Origin of the sequence: Marinobacter goseongensis (assembly GCF_023156235.1) — a bacterium.
GTDB classification, from domain to species: domain Bacteria; phylum Pseudomonadota; class Gammaproteobacteria; order Pseudomonadales; family Oleiphilaceae; genus Marinobacter; species Marinobacter goseongensis.
This window is the reverse complement of record NZ_JAKZAI010000005.1, coordinates 140,815-158,601: the sequence shown is the minus strand read 5'-3', so window position 1 is coordinate 158,601 and position 17,787 is coordinate 140,815. Positions and strand designations below refer to the sequence as shown.

General features: G+C 60.1%; 14 protein-coding genes. 9 read left to right on the top strand and 5 right to left on the bottom strand.

Features of this window, described 5'->3' with window-relative positions; genetic code table 11:
* Positions 1–203: 203 nt before the first annotated feature.
* Positions 204–1,343 carry an alkane 1-monooxygenase gene (locus MLC70_RS05835; RefSeq protein WP_248182171.1) on the top strand — a complete coding sequence of 380 codons (1,140 nt, stop codon included), beginning with the start codon at positions 204–206 and terminating at the stop codon, positions 1,341–1,343.
* Positions 1,344–1,524: 181 nt separating this feature from the next.
* Positions 1,525–2,073, top strand: a complete 549-nt coding sequence (gloA, locus tag MLC70_RS05830) for a lactoylglutathione lyase (protein WP_248182170.1) — start codon at positions 1,525–1,527, stop codon at positions 2,071–2,073.
* A 14-nt stretch (positions 2,074–2,087) separates the two neighbouring features.
* Here the strand turns inward: gloA and MLC70_RS05825 are convergent, their stop codons facing one another.
* From MLC70_RS05825 to atzF, 5 genes are all read right to left on the bottom strand, one after another.
* Positions 2,088–3,056 carry a DMT family transporter gene (locus tag MLC70_RS05825; protein ID WP_248182392.1) on the bottom strand — a complete coding sequence of 323 codons (969 nt, stop codon included), beginning with the start codon at positions 3,054–3,056 and terminating at the stop codon, positions 2,088–2,090.
* 108 nt (positions 3,057–3,164) lie between these two features.
* Positions 3,165–3,434 carry a ComEA family DNA-binding protein gene (locus MLC70_RS05820; RefSeq protein WP_248182169.1) on the bottom strand — a complete coding sequence of 90 codons (270 nt, stop codon included), beginning with the start codon at positions 3,432–3,434 and terminating at the stop codon, positions 3,165–3,167.
* A 430-nt stretch (positions 3,435–3,864) separates the two neighbouring features.
* A complete protein-coding gene (locus tag MLC70_RS05815; RefSeq protein ID WP_248182168.1) occupies positions 3,865–4,587 on the bottom strand; it encodes a GntR family transcriptional regulator in 723 nt (240 codons plus the stop codon).
* 160 nt (positions 4,588–4,747) lie between these two features.
* Positions 4,748–8,380, bottom strand: coding sequence for an urea carboxylase (gene uca, locus MLC70_RS05810; RefSeq protein WP_248182167.1), 3,633 nt, complete (start codon positions 8,378–8,380; stop codon positions 4,748–4,750).
* Positions 8,381–8,393: 13 nt separating this feature from the next.
* On the bottom strand, positions 8,394–10,238 hold the full coding sequence (gene atzF, locus MLC70_RS05805) for an allophanate hydrolase (protein ID WP_248182166.1): 1,845 nt from the start codon (positions 10,236–10,238) through the stop codon (positions 8,394–8,396).
* A gap of 361 nt (positions 10,239–10,599) precedes the next feature.
* On the opposite strand from atzF, the gene urtA reads away from it, so the two are divergent.
* The 7 genes from urtA to MLC70_RS05770 all read left to right on the top strand — a co-directional run bounded on the left by urtA (position 10,600) and on the right by MLC70_RS05770 (position 17,770).
* Entirely contained in the window at positions 10,600–11,910 is a 1,311-nt protein-coding gene (urtA, locus tag MLC70_RS05800) for an urea ABC transporter substrate-binding protein (protein WP_248182165.1), read from the top strand.
* Positions 11,911–12,014: 104 nt separating this feature from the next.
* Complete coding sequence (gene urtB, locus MLC70_RS05795; protein WP_248182164.1) at positions 12,015–13,643, top strand: urea ABC transporter permease subunit UrtB; 1,629 nt, start codon at positions 12,015–12,017, stop codon at positions 13,641–13,643.
* Between the two features lie 3 nt (positions 13,644–13,646).
* Complete coding sequence (gene urtC, locus MLC70_RS05790) at positions 13,647–14,789, top strand: urea ABC transporter permease subunit UrtC (RefSeq protein ID WP_248182162.1); 1,143 nt, start codon at positions 13,647–13,649, stop codon at positions 14,787–14,789.
* Positions 14,786–15,610 (top strand): urea ABC transporter ATP-binding protein UrtD, encoded by an 825-nt coding sequence (gene urtD, locus MLC70_RS05785; protein WP_248182161.1) that lies wholly within the window; start codon positions 14,786–14,788, stop codon positions 15,608–15,610. Before urtC ends, urtD begins: the two co-directional genes overlap by 4 nt.
* Entirely contained in the window at positions 15,610–16,308 is a 699-nt protein-coding gene (urtE, locus tag MLC70_RS05780; RefSeq protein ID WP_248182159.1) for an urea ABC transporter ATP-binding subunit UrtE, read from the top strand. Before urtD ends, urtE begins: the two co-directional genes overlap by 1 nt.
* Before the next feature lie 323 nt (positions 16,309–16,631).
* Positions 16,632–17,183, top strand: coding sequence for an LPP20 family lipoprotein (locus tag MLC70_RS05775; protein ID WP_248182157.1), 552 nt, complete (start codon positions 16,632–16,634; stop codon positions 17,181–17,183).
* Positions 17,183–17,770, top strand: coding sequence for a penicillin-binding protein activator LpoB (locus tag MLC70_RS05770; protein WP_248182155.1), 588 nt, complete (start codon positions 17,183–17,185; stop codon positions 17,768–17,770). The genes MLC70_RS05775 and MLC70_RS05770 overlap by 1 nt, the downstream gene beginning before the upstream one ends.
* Positions 17,771–17,787 lie beyond the last annotated feature (17 nt).

Sequence of the window (17,787 nt, the reverse complement as noted above, 5' to 3'; positions counted from 1 at the left end):
GAGGGGCCGCTATCCATGGGTGCGTCTTTCATGAGTTTACCACAGCCTTGCCAAAGGAGAGATTCGCAGAAGGAGTCAAAGTATTGATCCGTGTCGCAATTTTGTTTCGGTAATGAAAAAAACGATCAAATAGATTGACGACTGCTATATTGTAGGACAATAATTAGGAAAAGCACAACGGGAAATCAAGCGAGGTTCATTTTATGAGTACCCGGTCCATCGGCTTCAACAGTGAAAGCGCACGCCGCAAGGTGCTGCTTACCCTGAAAAAATACAGCTACCTCATTGCCATGGTGCCGCTGATCCTGCCACCGCTGCTGCTGGCCGCCGGCCAGGCCACCGATCTGTTGAACGTGTTTGCGTGGGGCGTGCCGGTGGTGGTGTTCGGCATCATTCCGGTGCTCGACATGTTGCTGGGCAAGGATTCCCTGAACCCGGATGAGAAAACCGACGTGCCGGTGATGAACGGCGAAGCCTTCTACCGCGTGATCACCCTGGGCTGGGTTGCCGGCTTTGCGGTCCTGCTGGTGTGGGGCATGGCGACGCTGGCCTCCGGTATTTTCAGCGTGGCTGGCGGTCTGGGATGGGTGGTATCCATCGGCATCGTCGGGGGGCTGGGCATCAACGTCGCCCACGAACTGATCCATAAAGACGACCGCCTGGAAACCTGGGCCGGCGGGTTCCTGCTGTCACTGGTCTGCTACGCCGGTTTCAAGGTGGAGCACCTGCGAGGTCACCATGTGCACGTGTCTACCCCGGAAGATGCGTCGTCGTCACGTTACAACCAGTCGCTGTACCAGTTCCTGCCCCAGGCCTACGTGCGCAACTTCCTCAACGCCTGGAAGCTCGAGGCCCAGCGCCTGCAGCGCAAAGGTCACAAAGCCCTGAGCTGGCGCAACGAGCTGATCTGGTGGTACAGCATCAGTGCACTGGTAGGTATTGGCTTCACCCTGGCCTTCGGCTGGTTCGGCGCCGCCTTCTTCCTGGGTCAGAGCTTCTTCGCCTTCACCCTGCTGGAGATCGTCAACTACCTCGAGCATTACGGCCTGCATCGTCGCAAGCTGGATAACGGCCGCTATGAGCGCACCACCCCCGAGCACAGCTGGAATTCTAACTACTTCCTGACCAACGTGTTCCTGTTTCAGCTTCAGCGCCACAGCGATCACCACGCGTTCGCCAAGCGCCGCTATCAGGTGCTGCGTCACCATGACATCGCGCCCCAGCTGCCGGCCGGCTACTCCGCCATGATCGTCCTGGCTATGGTGCCGCCCCTCTGGAAGCGCGTTATGAACCCCCGGGTGGAGGCGTATTACCGGGGTGAGGAGCATCAGCTGGCTTCTTGAGCCTCTCCAGAGGCTTCAGAGCGTCTCTGAAGCGTGTGCCAGGAAACTGGCCCTTTCAGGCCCCGCAGGTTCGGTCTCTGACTGCGGGGCCTTTTTTGGTCCCCTTGAAGCACCCTTGAAATCCACCGGTAACGCACGCAGGTATATCGTTTAACCCAAGCAATTAACAAAGGGAAAAACCATGCCCAAGCACTTTGAACAGGCCGCCGGCCTGCACGAAGCACCGGTTCCGGAGACAGAAGGCTACGTTTTCAACCAGACCATGATGCGTATCAAAGACCCCGAGCGCTCTATGGATTTCTACACCCGCGTGATGGGCATGCGCCTGGTGCGGAAGCTCGATTTCCCCGAGATGAAATTCACCCTGTACTTCCTCGCCTACCTGGACGACCGCCAGGCCAGCACCGTGCCGACAGACGACGCCCACCGAACCACTTTCATCTTCGGCCGCGAGGCCATGCTGGAGCTGACCCACAACTGGGGTACCGAAAACGATGCGGATTTCAGCTACCACAACGGCAATGACGAACCCCAGGGCTTTGGCCACATCGGCGTGGCGGTGCCGGACGTCTACGCCGCGTGTGAGCGTTTTGAAACGCTCGGGGTGGAGTTTGTGAAGAAGCCGGACGACGGCAAGATGAAAGGCCTGGCCTTTATCAAGGACCCCGACGGTTACTGGGTTGAGATCCTGCAGCCGAACATGCTGGAAAAGCAGCGCAAAGACGGCTGACAGGCGGGCGGGCGTCAGTCGGCCTGACGCCCGCTGATCGGGTGGTCATCTGCTCGCACTGCGCCGGGCAGGGTTCTGGCGCTGCTCTGCGAGGCCACGATGACCGCAGCGGTGAGGATCACCGCACCAAGCACACCGATAACCCCCAGCACCTCCCCGAGAATTATCCACGCCAGCAAGGCGACGAACAGCGGTTCCAGCGTCACGATGATGCTGGACAAAGTGGCAGGTGTGGTTTTCATACCGGCAAAAAAGCTCAGATAGCCGATGCAGGTGGGTACCACGCCAATGTAGCCCACCATCAGCCAGTGCCGGATGCCCAGCGTTTCGATACCGTCAAAGCCGTCGGTGACCAGCAGCACCATCAGCAGGATCAGTGCCGCAGTGGCGAAGCAGATAAAAGCGGTGGTGAACACCGGCGTGCCGGTGGAGGTGTGGCGGCTGGTCAGGGTGAAGCCGGCGTACACCACGGCGGCAAAGACGGCCACCAGAATGCCCGCCAGGCGAAGTTCCCCGGCGGTATCCATGTCGCTGACGACCAGCATGGAGGTGCCGATAATCGCCGCCACCAATGCCAGCACGGTGATGACCCCCGGTCTTTCACCCAGCAGCGGCGCGGCCATGATGGCCACCAGCACCGGCGCCAGACACAGGGCAATCAGGGTGGCAATGCCGGCCCCGGTCAGGTCTACCGCAATCAGATAGCTGCCCTGATAGCAGGCCTGAAACAGGCCGAGGGCCGCCAGTGGCAGCAAGGCTTTCAGGGTGATCCCCGGCGGCCGCTGGCGCGCTGAGGGCTGGCCGGTTGTATCCCGGCGTTCCCGGAGCATCAGCACGAAAAAGAAAGGCAGCGCGACCGCGAGGCGTAAAAATCCGAGGGTGATGGCTTGCAGTTCGGTTCCGGTGAACAGGAACTTGGCCACGATACCGGTTGTGGCCCAGAGCAAGGCGGCGAGGGCAATAAGAAGTGCACCGTGAATCATCGGATAGCGACCTGGCTTGGTGTTGAGCAAGGGCGTGAGATTATCAGTGCGATCCGGGCAACGCCAGCGGCAGAAGGTCGCGGAGCCGGTGGCTCCGCTGGGCAATGCTTACTCGATGGCGAGGCTGTCGGCGTTCTTCGCAACGGTAGCTTCACCAATGCCTTTGACGTTGACCAGGTCGTCGGCGGACTGGAAAGGGCCGTTGGCTTCGCGGTAAGCGACAATGGCCTGGGCCTTGCTCTCACCAATGCCGTTCAGGCTGGCGAGGGTTTCCACATCGGCAGTGTTGATGTTGACGGCGGCCGGTTCGGCGTAGGCGAAGCCGGACAGCAGGCTGAAAAGAAGAACCAGTGTGGCCATCATTGGCGTGGATTTCATGGGCGTGAGCTCCTGAGTCTGAATACTTTCGTTATGGTTAGATGCCAGAACGCAGTCAGCAGGACGTTCGCTGGTCGGAAGATTGTTGCAGGTGAGCAAGAACTGGAAGGCAAAAAGTGCACGGAACAGGACCACCTTCCCTGTGATCCCTTGTCCGTGGCTGACCCCCGCCTGATCCTTCAGGCTACACACGTCCTGTGTGCTTCATCCCTGGTGGTCGTCCCTGTCTGCCCTGATCCGTGGGCTGCTCCAAATCCCTGGAGTCATCATCCTTGACCAACGTTCCTTGCTGGCTTGTCATCCCTGACAATGAGCATTCTACAGATGGCCTGATCTGCACATATCGGACAATTGCTCCCGCTGTTGTGCGATATATCCCACAGACTCGTGAGCCGTTGGCGTGGCCCGAAAATGAACCTGAATTCAGTATTTATGCGGTCTCCGAGGCAATATTTTGCCCGCCCCGATGGGCCGCGGCCGCCTCGCGAATTCGCTCCATGGTGATCTCGCGAACGGCCTTTTGGGAGGTACGAATATGCTGCGTGAGTTTGTCCGCGGCGGCGGTGGCTTCGCCGGAGCGGATGGCGGCCAGAATCTCCGAGTGCTCCACGTAGGTGGCGTCCACCCGGTCGTCCCGGGTGAAATCCAGCCGACGAATGATTCGCAGCCGGTCGGTGATCTCCCGATGGATACGGGTCATCTCCCGGTTGCCGGCGGCTGCGACCAGGTCGCAGTGGAAGCTTTCATCCAGTGCCCGCACGGTGCTGCCGACCGCTCGTTCTGACGGATGATCCGGATTCCAGATCGCGGTTAGCGTTCGCACGGCCTGAGGCTGTTCGTCCAGAGCGCAGATCTTGTGCATGGCGGCCCGTTCCAGCGTAATCCTCAGATCATAGAGTTCCTCGACCTGCAGAAAATCAAACGGCTTGACCTGCCAGCCACTGCGGAAAAGAACCTCCACATACCCCTCTCGCTGCAAGCGATAAAGTGCTTCCCTTACAGGCGTTCTGCTGGCGCTCAGTCGGGTGCCGACATCACCTTCGCTGAACTTGTCACCAGGAATCAACCGAAACTCAAAGATGTCCTCTTTAAGGGCTTCGTATACCCGATCGGCCATACTCTCTTTGCGTTTTGCTGCGGGTTTTCTGGTCATGATGGTGCTCTTCTGATGACTATCGCACTGCACTTTGGGGGTGGCGGCGGAGCGGGGAGTCTTTTTTAAAAACGTCGCTTAAACTCGCTTTGCTCAGACAGGCGACGTTTTGAAAAAAGACTCCCCCCACCACCGCTACATACTCTGGTGCTGGAGTCCTCTAAACCTTAATGCTTAGTATTGGTTCGCCAGGGGTTACGGCCTTTCCGGGGGAAGTATGCAATGCACTGATTTCTCCGGAAAGGGTCGCGTTTATTTCGAACTCCATTTTCATAGCTTCTACGATGATTAATGGATCACCTTCGGCCACGATGTCACCGGGCTTAACGAGACATTTCCAGATGTTTCCGGCGATTTCGGCACTGATGAGCTCACCGAATTTCTCCAGGTCGGAGACATCTGCTTTTGGCGGTGCTTTCGCCAGTTTGTCGAGCTCTTCCGCCTCGCTGTCTTTCCACAGGGCCACTTCTTTGGCGTAGGCCGCCTTCTGAAGTTTCCGGAAATCGGCGATGGAGTCGGCATTGGCGTCCAGGAAAGCCTGATGGGATTTCAGATCAAAGGTTTCTTCCTCAATCTTCACTTCCAGCTGACCAGCGCGGAACTGATCGCGCATTTCGTCCAGCTCAGGCTCTGTCACCGGGTAATAGCACACCTGATCGAAGAACCTTAGCAGCCAGGGGGCGCCTTCGGCGAACTGGGGGTTCTTCAGGTATTTGTTCCAGATTGGCAGGGTGCGGCCTACCAGCTGGTAACCACCAGGGGAGTCCATGCCGTAGATGCACATGTAGACGCCGCCGATGCCAACGGTGCCTTCCGCCGTGTAGGTTCGGGCCGGATTGTATTTCGAAGTGAGCAACCGGTGCCTTGGGTCGAGCGGAACGGCGCAGGGGGCACCCAGATATACGTCGCCGAGGCCGAGCACCAGATACCGGGCGGAGAACAGCACGTCCCGCACTTCCTCTCTCGTCGGCAAGCCGTTTATCCGCTGCATGAAGTCGACGTTGTTGGGCAGCCAGGGTGCGGTGTCTCTGACGGACTGGCGGTATTTGTCCACCGCTTCGAGCGTTGCGCTGTCTTCGAAGGCCATGGGCAGGTGGATCACGCGGCTGCGTACTTTCAGCTCGTCTGTGGGCGGCAGGGTTTCTTCCAGGTCCAGCAGGTATTCCATCAATGCCTGCTGTGACAGCAAGCGGGCGTCGTAGCGCAATTGCAGCGAGCGCACGCCGGGGGAGAGCTCCAGCAGGCCGCCGGGTTGCACGTCGGCGATGGCTTCCATCAGCGCGTGAATGCGCATGCGCACGCCCAGGTCCATCACGTTTGGACCGTACTCCAGCAAAATATACTGGTCGCCGGCCTGGCGATAGGTGACTTCCGGGCGGCCGTCTTTCTCGGGAAGGTGGGCGAGGATGGTGGCGGACAGGTCGCTCAGCGGTGCCAGTTGGGGCGCAACCAGAGCGACTTCCGGTGGCGCCATCAGGCTGGCGATGGCCAGTTCCTGGCGTTCGGACAGTTTCACCGCGGTGTCGTTATCAATGGCGACGAAGCGGATGGTGTCGCCGGGTTTGACCTGGCCGACTTTCCACAGCTCGGCCTTGGCGATGGTGACCGGGCACACGAAGCCGCCGAGGCTGGGGCCATCCTTGGTGAGGATCACCGGCATGTCGCCAGTGAAGTTGATGGAGCCGATGGCGTATTCGCAGTCGTGAATGTTGGATGGGTGCAGGCCGGCCTCGCCGCCGTCTTCCCGGGTAAATTCGGGTTTCGGGCCGTTCAGGCGGATGCCCAGGCGGTTGGAGTTGTAATGCACCTCCCAGTCTTGCTGGAAGAATTTCTCGATGGAACTTTCTGTGAAGAAGTCCGGGGCACCGTGGGGGCCATAGAGCACGCCGATTTCCCAATGATCCGGGTAGGACGGGATCAGGTCCGGGTCCGCCGGGGCGGCGTCGTGGGTTGGGGCGGTGGTGGTGCAGGCCGGCAGGTTGATTTGGCTGATGCCCAGCATGTCGCCGGGGCGCAGGGGCCGGCCGCCGTGGCCGCCGAACTGGCCGAGGGCGAAGGTGGAACGGCTGCCCAGATACACTGGTACATCAAAGCCGCCGCGGACGGAGAGGTAAGTGCGGCAGCCCTTGATGGCTTTGCCGACGGCCAGCACCTGACCGGCTTTGACAGTGATGGGTTTCCAGAATTCCACCGGTTTGTCGTCCAGCGTGGCTTCGGTCAGTGCGCCGGTCAGCGCCACTACCGAGTCCTTGTGGAACTTCAGGCTGGGGCCGATCAATGTGGCTTCCAGCCCCGCCGCTTCGTGGTGGTTACCAACGATGCGGTTGGCGATGCGGAAGGCGTAGTCGTCCATCGGGCCACTGGGTGGCACGCCGATGTTCCAGTAACCCACGCGGCCGGGGTAATCCTGCACCGTGGTGTAGGTGCCGGGTTTGACCACTTCGGCCACCGACGGTTTGAACTCGAAGGTCTCCAGCGCGCGAGTAGACACAACGCCGTCGGCAAAGCTCTTCTGGGCCACTACCTGGCGCAGGTAATCCAGGTTGGTCGCAATGCCCATCAGCCGGGTTTCCGCCAGCGCTGCCTGCAGTTTTGCCAGGGCGTCGTCGCGGTCTTTGCCGTGCACGATCAGCTTGGCGATCATCGGGTCATAGTGGGCCGACACTTCACTGCCGTTTTCTACCCAGGTGTCGACCCGCACGCCGTCCTCCGGCCAGTACACATCAGTCAGTTCGCCGGGGGAGGGCTGGAAGTCTTTCAGTGGGTCTTCGGCGTAGATGCGCACTTCCATGGACGCGCCGTTCAGTTTGGGCTGGAAACCAGCCAGGTCCGGGCTCTCGCCAGCGGCGATTTTCAGCATCCACTCGATCAGGTCCAGGCCGGTGACGGACTCGGTCACAGGGTGCTCCACCTGTAAGCGGGTATTCACTTCCAGGAAGTAGAATTCGTCCCGCTCCTCGTCGTAAATGTATTCCACGGTGCCGGCGGAGCGGTAATTGACGGACCGGCCGAGGGACACGGCGGCATCCAGCATCTTCTGGCGGGTGGCCGCCGGGAGTCTCGGGGCCGGGGTTTCTTCCACTACTTTCTGGTTGCGGCGCTGCAGGGAGCAATCCCGCTCGCCCAGGGCGACCACATTGCCTTCGCCGTCACCGAACATCTGCACTTCCACGTGGCGGGCGCGGGCGATGAAGCGCTCAAGGAACACGCCGCTGTCGTTGAAGAAGCTCTGGCCCTGGCGGCGCACGGTTTCGAAGGCTTCCCGCAGTTCGCCGTCGCTGTTGCAACGGGTAAGGCCGATGCCACCGCCGCCGGCGGTGCTTTTCAGCATCACCGGGTAGCCCAGGTTGTCTGCCACGCCCAGTGCTTCGTCCAGGCTATTCAGCAAACCGCTGCCGGGAGCCAGGGGCACGCCGGCGGCTTCCGCCAGTTCCCGCGCCCGGTGCTTCAGGCCGAATTCCCGCATCTGTGTGGGGGTGGGGCCGATAAAAGCAATGCCTTCGGCTTCGCAGGCTTCGGCGAAGTCCGCGTTCTCTGACAGGAAGCCGTAGCCGGGAATAATGGCGGTTGCGCCGGTTTGCTTGGCGGCGGCCAGAATCTGTGACTTGTCGAGGTAGGTTTCGCTGGCGCCATTGCCGGTCAGGGCCACGGCTTCGTCGGCACTGGTCACATGCAGGCTGTGGCGATCCTGATGGGAGTAAACCGCAACGCTGCCCACCCCCATGGCCTTGAGGGTGCGAATGGTGCGTACGGCGATCTCACCGCGGTTGGCAATCAATACTTTGCTGAACATGGTTGGGCTCTCCTTATGCCTGTCCGGATTTGAGGGCGGTGATGAAGGCGCGCCAGCCGCCGAATTCGGTCACGTCCCGGGCGCCTTCGAAGCCGTAGCCTTCGCAAATAAAGCCGTTGACCCAGCGGCCATCGGCCAGCTCCACGTTGCCGATGCCCAGGGGCGCCGGAATCAGGTCAACCAAGGAGCCGAACTCAGAGCTGGCCATCTGCCACACCTCCACGATCATTTCGCGGCCGTTTTCCGGGCCAACCCGTTTGAGCCCCGGTTTCGGCGGTGTGGTGTTGGGCAGGGCGTACAGGCAGTAGTTGGCTGAAGTGGTGGTCTGCTCCAGCAGCACCGCGTTGCGCTCGGTGAGCTGGGTGTTCAGGGGCATGCCGCTGAGGTGAGCACCCACCACGGCGACGGTAATGGTGTCCGCCGGCATCGGGGCGGCCGGTTCTTCGATGGGGCGGTTCAGGTCGGTGGCGCCCAGCGGGGTGGGGTGGGCGTTCAGCCACTGGCTGGCCAGCCTCTGCAGTTCGGCGTCTTTCCAGGCACCGCTGATCAGGGTGACTCCGAAAGGCAGGCCGTCGTCGCGGAAACCGGCGGGCACCGCCAGGGCACAGAAATCCGCCAGGTTGACGAAATTGGTGTAAGTGCCCAGCTGACTGTTGAGAGTGACCGGGTCCGCATTCACCGCGTCAATAGTCGGGGCGGTAGGGGCCGTAGGCACCAGCAGGGCGTCGATATCCTGCAGTTGTCCATCAATGGCGCGCACCAGCTCTTCCTTGCGGTACTGGGCCTTGAAGGCATCGGTGGCGGTGAAGTTGGCGGCTTTTTCGATAATGCCTTTCACCACCGGATTCATCTCGCGGGCGTGCTCCGCGATAAACCCTTCCACTGCCGCGTGGCGTTCTGCGACCCAGGGGCCCTCGTACAGCAGTGCCGCCAGTTCCGACATCCGCGCAAAATCCAACGGCACCAGCTCCACATCCTGCTGGCGCCAGTTACTGAGGGCGGTATTCCAGGCCGCTTCCGCCTGTTGATCCCCGAACCACTGGGGCTGTTCGGGAATGGCCAGGCGTTTGATGGGGCCGTTCCGGCGAATGGCCGGTGCATCGTCGGGCAGGGTGGTAGGCGCCTGGCGGGAGAACGCATCGGTCGGCTGATAGCCAGCCATTACCTGCTGCACGGCCCCGGCGTCGCCCACCGTCAGGGCAAAGATCGACACGCAATCCAGGGACTTGCAGGCCGGCACCACGCCTTCAATGCTGAACTGACCTTTGGTGGGTTTCAGCCCCACCAGGTTGTTCAGCCCCGCCGGCACCCGGCCGGAACCGGCGGTGTCGGTCCCCAGGGCAAACGGTACCAGCCCGCGGGCCACCACCGACGCGGAACCGGAGCTGGAACCGCCGCTGATCACTTCCGGTTTGAAGGTGTTGGGCACCGCTCCGTACGGCGAGCGGGTGCCCACCAGCCCGGTGGCGAACTGATCCAGGTTGGTTTTGCCAATCAGGATGGCGCCGGCGGCCTTGAGGCGGGCGACGGTGGCGGCGTCCTGCTGGGGTGTATAGGCGTAGGCAGGGCAACCAGCGGTGGTCTCGAAACCCACAGCATCAATGTTGTCCTTCACTGCGAACGGCACACCATATAAAGGCAGCGCTGCCCGATTACCGCCGGACTGTTGCGCCAGCTGGTCCAGATCCGCCAGCGCTTTCTTCAGGCCGGCCTGATCGATCAGGGAGATCCAGGCCACGTCTTTATTAGGGGTGGTATCCAGGCTGGTCAGCAATTCGCCCAGCAGGGACTCCGGCGACTGGCCCTGACCGTAGGCGGCGCGCCAGTCATGCAGTGTCCATCCGGTTGTTGAAGGCATGGGTTGTCCTCGTGCAGTTTGTCATCTTGTATACATCCTGATTGGCAATGCCCGTGCCATTTGACAAATTTTCTTTAAAAGCGTTTAAAAACAGTTGGATAGTGTTTTTTGCGGAAATGGCGCTTCAAAAGTGAGCGCCCAAAGCCGGTGCGGGCGCACCAAAACAGAACCGTAAAACAGTGAGTTAAGGGGGATTTGGTTCTGGCCGGGTACGAATCGATCTGCTTGTATACTAGATAAGTCGCTGTTTTTGCGGAATATATGGGTAATGTGGAACAGCAGATGCAGAGAGGGAAGTGCGTTTACGACGAACGACACTCTCTAATCAGGTAAAACCCAACAAAGTAAAAGGACTCACAACATGAGCATCAAAAAATACGTGAAGCTGGGCCTCTCTGCTCTGGCGCTGTCGTTATCCTTCCACGCCATGGCCGCGGAAGATCCCATCAAGGTTGGCATCCTGCACTCTCTGTCCGGCACCATGGCGATCAGTGAAACCGCCCTGAAAGACACCATGGAAATGCTGATCGAACAGCAGAACGCCAAAGGCGGCATTGACGGCCGTCAGCTGGAAGCCGTTGTGGTCGACCCCGCCTCCAACTGGCCGCTGTTTGCCGAGAAAGCCCGTGAGCTGCTGGAAAAAGAGAAGGTAGACGTGATTTTCGGCAACTGGACGTCAGTGTCCCGCAAGTCGGTACTGCCGGTGGTGGAAGAGCTCAACGGCCTGCTGTTCTACCCGGTGCAGTATGAAGGTGAAGAGTCGTCAGAAAACGTTTTCTATACCGGTGCCGCGCCCAACCAGCAGGCCATCCCGGCGGTGGACTACCTGAAGAACGAGCTGGGCGTTGAGCGCTGGGTTCTGGCGGGCACGGACTATGTATACCCCCGCACCACCAACAAGATTCTGGAAACCTACCTGAAAGACATGGGTGTGGCCGAAGCCGACATCATGATCAATTACACGCCTTTCGGTCACTCCGACTGGCAGTCCATTGTGTCTGATATCAAGAAGTTCGGCAGCGCCGGCAAGAAGACCGCAGTGGTTTCCACCATCAACGGCGACGCCAACGTGCCGTTCTACCGTGAGCTGGGCAACCAGGGCATCGCCTCTTCCGACATCCCGGTGGTGGCTTTCTCCGTGGGCGAGCAGGAACTGGCGGGTATCGACACCGGACCGCTGGTGGGTCACCTGGCCGCATGGAACTACTTCATGAGTGTGGACAGCGACGCCAACTACGACTTCATCGACGCCTGGGTTGAGTACAAGGGCGACGAGAAAGCCGTGACTAACGACCCCATGGAAGCTCACTACATTGGCTTTAACATGTACGTGGAAGCGGTGAAGAAAGCCGGCACCACCGATGTGGACGCGGTGAAAGACGCCATCATCGGCGTGGCCGTTCCCAACCTGACCGGCGGTTACGCTACCATGATGCCGAACCACCACATCACCAAGCCGGTGCTGATCGGCGAGATTCAGGACAACGGCCAGTTCTCCGTGGTGTGGGAAACCTCCTCCACCGTGGCGGGTGATGCCTGGTCTGACTTCCTGCCGGGTTCCCGTGACCTGATTGCCGATTGGCGTGCGCCGCTTAAGTGCGGCAACTTCAACGTCAAATCCGGCACCTGTGGCGCCTCTGCCGGCGAGCAGGCCCTGGCCGACGCTGACTGATCTGCCGATCACATCTCGCAGAATGAACCCCGGGGCCGCGTGAGCGCCCCGGGTGTTTCCCGAGTTCCGAACCCATCCTTTCTCTTCAACAACAGGACGGACACATGGGCATCTCCCGATGGCTCGCATCCCCTTGTCTCAAACGCCTGGGCCTGACCGTGCTGCTGGCACTCGCATTCATCGTCGCCAGCCCGGTAAAAGCCGACCCCGGTCAGGCGCTGCTCGCGGACCTGGCCGACGCCTCCCCACGGCAAATCGACGCCGCCATTGAAGCCATTGTCGACAGCGGTGATCCCCGCGCCCGAGACTGGCTGGATGCTTATGGCAATAACCGTCTGAGTCGCAACAAAAACACCGGGCAGGTGGTGGAAGTGCTGCGCAACGTAGGCCGCAACTGGACCATTGCCGACCCGCTTACCGGTGACAACCTGGGCGAGATCTCCCGCCGGGAGCTGGACCGGGTGAACATCAATAATGCCATCCGCGGCAAACTGGAAGGCGTGCTGGCCATGCTGGACCTGTATTCGGACGACCCCGAAGTTCAGGAAAACGCCGCCGAAGCCATGATGGGCAAAGTGAACAACAGTGTGGTGAACCCACTGAACAAATTACTGGAACGGGACCTGCCGGGTCCGGTTCGCAATCGCATTGAAGAGTCCGTTGCCATTTACCAGCTGGAGCAGGGCGACTCCCAGGCCCGGGTCGAGGCCATCGACGTACTGACCGGGAGCCTCCACAGCAACGCCCGCGCCGCCCTCAATAACGCCGTGGCCGGGGATGACCCCGCAGCCGCCGCTCGCGCCAAACAGGCGCTGGTCTCTATCGAGCAGAAACTGCAAATGAACCGCGTTGCGGAGACCCTGTATTTCGGGTTGTCTCTCGGCTCGGTGCTGGTGCTGGCGGCCATTGGTCTGGCCATCACCTTTGGCGTGATGGGCGTGATCAACATGGCCCACGGCGAACTGATCATGCTGGGGGCCTACACCACCTGGGGCATGCAGCAGCTGTTACCGGGCCAGCCCGGGCTGGCGCTGATCCTGTCCATTCCCGCCGGCTTTCTGGTCGCGGCGCTGGCGGGCATCGCCATCGAACGCAGCGTGATCCAGCACCTCAAAGGCCGCCCGCTGGAAACCCTGCTGGCCACCTTCGGTGTCAGCCTGATTCTGCAGCAACTGGTGCGCACGGTGATTTCCCCCCTCAACCGTTCGGTGACCACCCCGGAGTGGATGAGCGGCTCGCTGGTGATCAACGACGCGCTGTCGCTGACCCTGAACCGCATGTACGTCATCGGTTTTGCCCTGGTGGTATTCGCCGGGCTGATGTTGATTATGCGCAAGACCCGCCTCGGCCTGGAAGTGCGGGCCGTGACCCAGAACCGCGCCATGGCCCGTTCCATGGGCATTCGTGCCACCCGCGTAGACATCCTGACTTTCGGCCTGGGTTCCGGCGTGGCCGGGCTGGCGGGCGTGGCGCTGTCACAGATCACCAACGTCGGCCCCAATCTGGGCCAGAACTACATCATCGATTCCTTCATGGTGGTGGTGTTTGGCGGCGTGGGTAACCTCTGGGGCACCCTGCTGGCGGGGCTGTCACTGGGCACCATCAACCAGATTCTGGAACCCTGGGCCGGCTCGGTACTGGCCAAGATCATGGTGCTGGTGCTGATCATTCTGTTCATTCAAAAACGGCCGAAGGGACTATTTCCCCAGAAAGGCCGGGCTGCGGAGGGCTGAGCTATGTGGTTAACAAGACCTTTGCAGGAACGTTCCACCCAGGTCTTTCTCGGGGTGCTGTTCGCGGCGGTGGCGCTGGTCACCCTGCTGCACCTGATCATGCCGGAAGGCCATGCGCTGCATGTCAGCGCCTATACCGTCACCCTGCTGGGGAAATACCTGTGCTACGCGCTGCTGGCGGTGGCGGTGGACCTGGTGTGGGGTTACCTGGGTATTCTCAGCCTCGGCCACGGAGCCTTCTTTGCCCTCGGCGGCTACGCTATGGGCATGTACCTGATGCGCCAGATCGGCGATCGCGGCACTTATGGTGACCCGGTGCTGCCGGACTTCATGGTGTTTCTGAACTGGGACTCGCTGCCCTGGTACTGGCAGGGCTTCGACATGGCCTGGTTCGCCTTCATCATGGTGCTGCTGGCCCCGGGCCTGCTGGCGCTGGTGTTCGGCTTCCTGGCGTTCCGCTCGCGGGTGACCGGGGTGTACCTGTCGATCATCACCCAGGCGCTGACCTTTGCGCTGATGCTGGCGTTCTTCCGCAACGAAATGGGCTTTGGCGGCAACAACGGCCTGACCGACTTCCGCGACATCGTCGGCTTTAACCTGCGCACCGACGCCACCCGGTTGGGGCTGTTCATCGCCACCGGCATCGCGCTGGCCGTCGGCTACGTGATCTGCCGCGGCATCGTCACCAGCAAGCTCGGCCGGGTCAGCATCGCCTGCCGTGACGCCGAAGCCCGTACCCGCTTTCTGGGATACCGGGTGGAATGGGTGCAGCTGTTCGTGTTCGTGGTGTCCGCCATGCTGGCGGGTGTGGCCGGGGCGTTGTACGTGCCCCAGGTGGGCATCATCAACCCCAGCGAATTCTCGCCGCTGTTCTCCATCGAGATCGTGGTGTGGGTTGCCTTGGGTGGTCGCGCCACCCTCTACGGTGCGGTGATCGGCGCCATCCTGGTGAACTACGCCAAAACCGTGTTCACCGGCGTGATGCCAGACGCCTGGTTGTTCGCCCTCGGCGGCCTGTTTGTGCTGGTGACCGTGTTCCTGCCCAAGGGTATTGCTGGCCTGCTGCAGAAACGCCGCAAGCAGGAGGACGATGACCCGACCGAAAACGGCTCTTATAAACCCCAGTCGAAGGAGGCCAGCGCATGAGCGTATTCGAGCAACTGAGCAACCGTGATCGGGTGTTCGAATTCCTTGCGCCCGAGGCCTCCCCGGTGGACGTGCGCCATGGCCCGATCCTGTACCTCGAGGACGTCAACGTGAGCTTTGACGGCTTCCGTGCCATCAACAACCTCAATCTCACCATCGACGACGGCGAGCTGCGCTGCATCATCGGCCCCAACGGCGCGGGCAAAACCACCATGATGGACATCATCACCGGTAAAACCCGGCCGGACACCGGCTCGGTATGGTTCGGCAGCCGCCACAACCTGCTCACCATGAACGAGCCGGACATCGCCAGCCTGGGCATCGGCCGCAAGTTCCAGAAACCCACCGTGTTTGAAGCCCTCACCGTTTTCGAAAACCTGGAACTGGCCATGGCCGCCGACAAGCGCATCTGGCCCACGCTGACTGCCATCATGAAAGCGGAATACCGCGACCGCATCGACGAAGTGCTGGAAATGATTGGTCTGAAACAACTGCGGGACAAGCCCGCCGGCATCCTCTCCCACGGCCAGAAACAGTGGCTGGAAATCGGCATGCTGCTGATGCAGAAACCCCGGCTGCTGCTGGTGGACGAGCCGGTAGCGGGCATGACCGAACAGGAAATGGAACGCACCGCCGAACTGCTCACCAGCCTGGCCGGTAAGCAGTCCGTGGTGGTGGTGGAGCACGACATGGGGTTCGTGCGCTCCATCGCCCGCCAGGTCACCGTGCTGCACCAGGGCAGCGTGCTGGCCGAAGGCACCATGGACCAGGTGTCCAATGACCCGGAAGTCATCAAGGTTTATCTCGGGGAGGAGGCGTAATGCTGAAGATCCAGAAGCTCAACCAATACTACGGCGAAAGCCACACCCTCTGGGATCTGGACCTGGACGTACCCCAGGGCCAGTGCACCTGCGTAATGGGCCGCAACGGCGTGGGCAAAACCACCTTGATGAAATGCATCATGGGCGAGGAAACCACCAAAAGCGGCAGCATCGAATTTGCGCAGGACGTGGAGCTCACCAAAAAGAAAATCGAAGACCGCTCAAGACTGGGCATTGGTTACGTGCCCCAGGGCCGGCAGATATTCCCGCTACTGACCGTGGAAGAAAACCTGCGCACCGGCCTGGCGGTGCGTAAGGATGGCAGCAAGAAAATCCCCGAGCGGGTGTATGAGCTGTTTCCGGTGCTGAAGGAAATGAAACACCGCAGAGGTGGCGACCTGTCTGGTGGGCAGCAACAGCAACTGGCCATTGGGCGGGCGTTGGTGATTGAGCCCAGGCTGTTGATTCTGGATGAGCCGGGGGAGGGGATTCAGCCGAATATTGTGGCGCAGATTGGCGAGGTTATTCGTAGGCTGATTGAGGAGGATGGACTCACCGTTCTCCTGGTTGAGCAGAAGTTGCCGTTTGCGCGGAAGTATGCAGATCGGTTTGCGATTCTGGATCGGGGGAGGAGAGTTGCAGAAGACGAGATTGCGGGTCTGACAGATGAACTTATCAGGAAGCACCTGACGGTCTAGCCACCGGTCACGATGCCGGTTTCTAATCGATACCGGCCTCACACATTCAACGATGACATTCCGCCCGTTGCGGCCAAGGAAAATCTTAAAATACGGTCCGGGATTGATTGATCACTTCCGTTCTCTGCGAGACTTGATTCTTTGACCTGACTTTTCTCGAGGCTTCATCTGCATCTCAGACCCGCCTCTGGGAATTGATGAGTGCGCCCTCATTCCTTGAGGCTGAGTAACCGCCATAACGCTAGCTTTGATGATTGAAACCGGAACTTAGGTTATTCTCGACATCAAGTATTTACGGCACAAGCGCCAGGAGTAAAACACCTATGTTGAAGCGTTCACTATCGGCCGCCATGATCCTGACCGTTCTGGCCGGCCTGGCTGCTTGCAGCAGCAGAGAAACCCTTGAAAGCGATATGGGCATATCAGGTGCCCCTGACTGGGTTAATGAAGGCACCCAGGCTGTTGACGACGATGACGGTCGCTATATTCAGGGGGTTGCCTATGCACCGCCCCTGAACAATCAGTCGTTGCAGATCTCTACAGCAGACAGCAGGGCCCGAGCAGAAGTTGCGCGGGTAGTCTCCAGCTATGTCGACAGCACCCTGAGCGACTATTCGTCCAGCACAGGAGATTCGGCCGTCAGCAGTATCGAACAGACCCTGGTCAGTTCAACCAGAACGGCCCTGAACGGCGTCAGAATCAAGGCGCGCTGGAAAGACAGCAACACTGGCAATGTCTATTCCTTCGCGGAAATGGATATGGAGGCGCTGGACGACTCTATCCAGACGGCCAGCAAGCTGTCTGATAATTTCAAGGCGTTTTATTCTGGCAAGGCCAACGCCAACTTCGAACGATTCGTGCAAGGACAACAGTAATGAAAATCTGGGTAGTTATTTTTGCGGTCCTGCTGTTCAGCGGCTGCGGAACATCAGTTGAGCGGGTAGACAGTGACAGCACGATTGATCTGAGCGGCGCCTGGAATGACAGCGATTCACGGCTGGTGGCCCAGGAGATGATTCAGGATGTCCTGTCCCGACCCTGGATCACTGATTTTACTACCCGAAGCGGTGAGCGGCCTGCGGTGATTGTGGGCACGGTTCGTAACCTGAGCCATGAACACATCAACCTGAAAACCTTTGTCGCCGATATGGAGCGTGAACTGGTCAATTCCGGGCGCGTGGATTTTGTCGCGTCGAAAGACGAGCGTGGCGAAATACGTGATGAGCGCCTCGATCAGGATCTGAATGCCCGGGATGATACTCGCAACGCCGCAGGTCAGGAGCTGGGCGCAGATTTCATGCTGACCGGACAGATCAACACCATCATTGATGCCGAGGGCAAACAACAGGTGCGTTTCTATCAGGTCGACCTTACCCTGATCAGCATGGCCGACAACCGCAAGGTCTGGCTGGGTCAGAAGAAAATCAAGAAGCTGATTAAAAACCCGTCCATCCGCTATTAGTCTGCTTTTGGATGACA

What these genes read in the sequence shown, in the direction of transcription:
- MLC70_RS05835 (WP_248182171.1), top strand. Translation starts at nt 204, where the DNA reads ATGAGTACCCGGTCCATCGGCTTCAACAGTGAAAGCGCACGCCGCAAG.
- gloA (WP_248182170.1), top strand. Translation starts at nt 1,525, where the DNA reads ATGCCCAAGCACTTTGAACAGGCCGCCGGCCTGCACGAAGCACCGGTT.
- MLC70_RS05825 (WP_248182392.1), bottom strand. Translation starts at nt 3,056, where the DNA reads ATGATTCACGGTGCACTTCTTATTGCCCTCGCCGCCTTGCTCTGGGCC.
- MLC70_RS05820 (WP_248182169.1), bottom strand. Translation starts at nt 3,434, where the DNA reads ATGAAATCCACGCCAATGATGGCCACACTGGTTCTTCTTTTCAGCCTG.
- MLC70_RS05815 (WP_248182168.1), bottom strand. Translation starts at nt 4,587, where the DNA reads ATGACCAGAAAACCCGCAGCAAAACGCAAAGAGAGTATGGCCGATCGG.
- uca (WP_248182167.1), bottom strand. Translation starts at nt 8,380, where the DNA reads ATGTTCAGCAAAGTATTGATTGCCAACCGCGGTGAGATCGCCGTACGC.
- atzF (WP_248182166.1), bottom strand. Translation starts at nt 10,238, where the DNA reads ATGCCTTCAACAACCGGATGGACACTGCATGACTGGCGCGCCGCCTAC.
- urtA (WP_248182165.1), top strand. Translation starts at nt 10,600, where the DNA reads ATGAGCATCAAAAAATACGTGAAGCTGGGCCTCTCTGCTCTGGCGCTG.
- urtB (WP_248182164.1), top strand. Translation starts at nt 12,015, where the DNA reads ATGGGCATCTCCCGATGGCTCGCATCCCCTTGTCTCAAACGCCTGGGC.
- urtC (WP_248182162.1), top strand. Translation starts at nt 13,647, where the DNA reads ATGTGGTTAACAAGACCTTTGCAGGAACGTTCCACCCAGGTCTTTCTC.
- urtD (WP_248182161.1), top strand. Translation starts at nt 14,786, where the DNA reads ATGAGCGTATTCGAGCAACTGAGCAACCGTGATCGGGTGTTCGAATTC.
- urtE (WP_248182159.1), top strand. Translation starts at nt 15,610, where the DNA reads ATGCTGAAGATCCAGAAGCTCAACCAATACTACGGCGAAAGCCACACC.
- MLC70_RS05775 (WP_248182157.1), top strand. Translation starts at nt 16,632, where the DNA reads ATGTTGAAGCGTTCACTATCGGCCGCCATGATCCTGACCGTTCTGGCC.
- MLC70_RS05770 (WP_248182155.1), top strand. Translation starts at nt 17,183, where the DNA reads ATGAAAATCTGGGTAGTTATTTTTGCGGTCCTGCTGTTCAGCGGCTGC.